This is a genomic window from Fusobacterium sp. IOR10 (assembly GCF_010367435.1).
Lineage (GTDB): Bacteria > Fusobacteriota > Fusobacteriia > Fusobacteriales > Fusobacteriaceae > Fusobacterium_B.
Genome location: NZ_WJWY01000066.1, coordinates 1 through 1,220, shown reverse-complemented (window position 1 = coordinate 1,220; position 1,220 = coordinate 1). Strand labels below are relative to the sequence as shown.

The following is a 1,220-nucleotide window of genomic DNA, read 5'->3' as shown; positions in this document are numbered from 1 at the left end:
TTAATGTATATTAAATTTATTTAATTATTTCAGAAACAACACCTGAAGCAACTGTTCTTCCACCCTCTCTGATGGCAAATCTTAATCCTTGTTCCATTGCTATTGCATGGATTAATTCAACTGTTACTGTTACGTTATCCCCTGGCATTACCATTTCAATTCCTTCTGGTAAATGTACTGCACCTGTTATATCTGTAGTTCTAAAGTAGAATTGAGGTCTGTAACCTGTAAAGAATGGAGTATGTCTTCCACCTTCTTCTTTAGTTAATACATATACTTCTCCTGAGAAATCTGTATGTGGATGAATTGTTCCTGGATGAGCAAGAACTTGTCCTCTTTCAACATCTTCTTTCTTAGTTCCTCTTAATAGAGCTCCTATGTTATCCCCTGCTTGACCTTGATCAAGAAGTTTTCTAAACATTTCTACTCCTGTTACGATAGTTTTTGTTGTTGGTTTGATTCCTATTATTTCAACTTCTTCTCCAACTTTAACTACTCCTCTTTCAACTCTTCCTGTTACAACTGTTCCTCTTCCTGTAATAGTGAATACGTCTTCTATAGGCATTAAGAATGGTTTGTCTACTGATCTTTCTGGAGCTGGAATGTAAGTATCTACTGCATCCATAAGTTCCATAATTTTATCTACCCATTTTTGTTCTCCGTTTAATGCTCCTAAAGCAGATCCTATAATAACTGGAATGTCATCCCCTGGGAATCCATAATCAGTTAATAATTCTCTTACTTCCATTTCAACTAATTCTAATAATTCTTCGTCATCAACCATATCAGCTTTGTTTAAGAATACTACAATGTAAGGTACTCCAACTTGTCTAGATAGTAAGATGTGTTCTCTTGTTTGAGGCATAGGACCATCAGCTGCAGAAACAACTAAGATAGCTCCATCCATTTGAGCAGCTCCTGTGATCATATTTTTAACATAATCTGCATGGCCTGGACAGTCAACGTGAGCATAATGTCTATTTGCTGTAGTATACTCAATATGAGCAGTGTTGATAGTGATTCCTCTTTCTCTTTCTTCTGGTGCGACGTCGATTTTATCAAAATCTACTCTTTCTGCAAGACCTGCGTCTGCTAGTACCTTTGAGATTGCTGCTGTTGTAGTTGTTTTACCGTGATCGACATGTCCTATTGTACCAATATTTACATGGGTTTTACTTCTGTCAAATTTTGCTTTTGCCATTTTGTCCTCCTAAATTTTT

General features: G+C 36.2%; 1 protein-coding gene. It reads right to left on the bottom strand.

Features of this window, described 5'->3' with window-relative positions; translation table 11 throughout:
* Positions 1-16: 16 nt before the first annotated feature.
* Positions 17-1,201 carry an elongation factor Tu gene (gene tuf, locus GIL12_RS09965; protein WP_163470318.1) on the bottom strand — a complete coding sequence of 395 codons (1,185 nt, stop codon included), beginning with the start codon at positions 1,199-1,201 and terminating at the stop codon, positions 17-19.
* Positions 1,202-1,220: the final 19 nt, after the last annotated feature.

Excerpts from the sequence above, each read along its gene's own strand:
- tuf (WP_163470318.1), bottom strand. The coding sequence starts at position 1,201 with ATGGCAAAAGCAAAATTTGACAGAAGTAAAACCCATGTAAATATTGGT.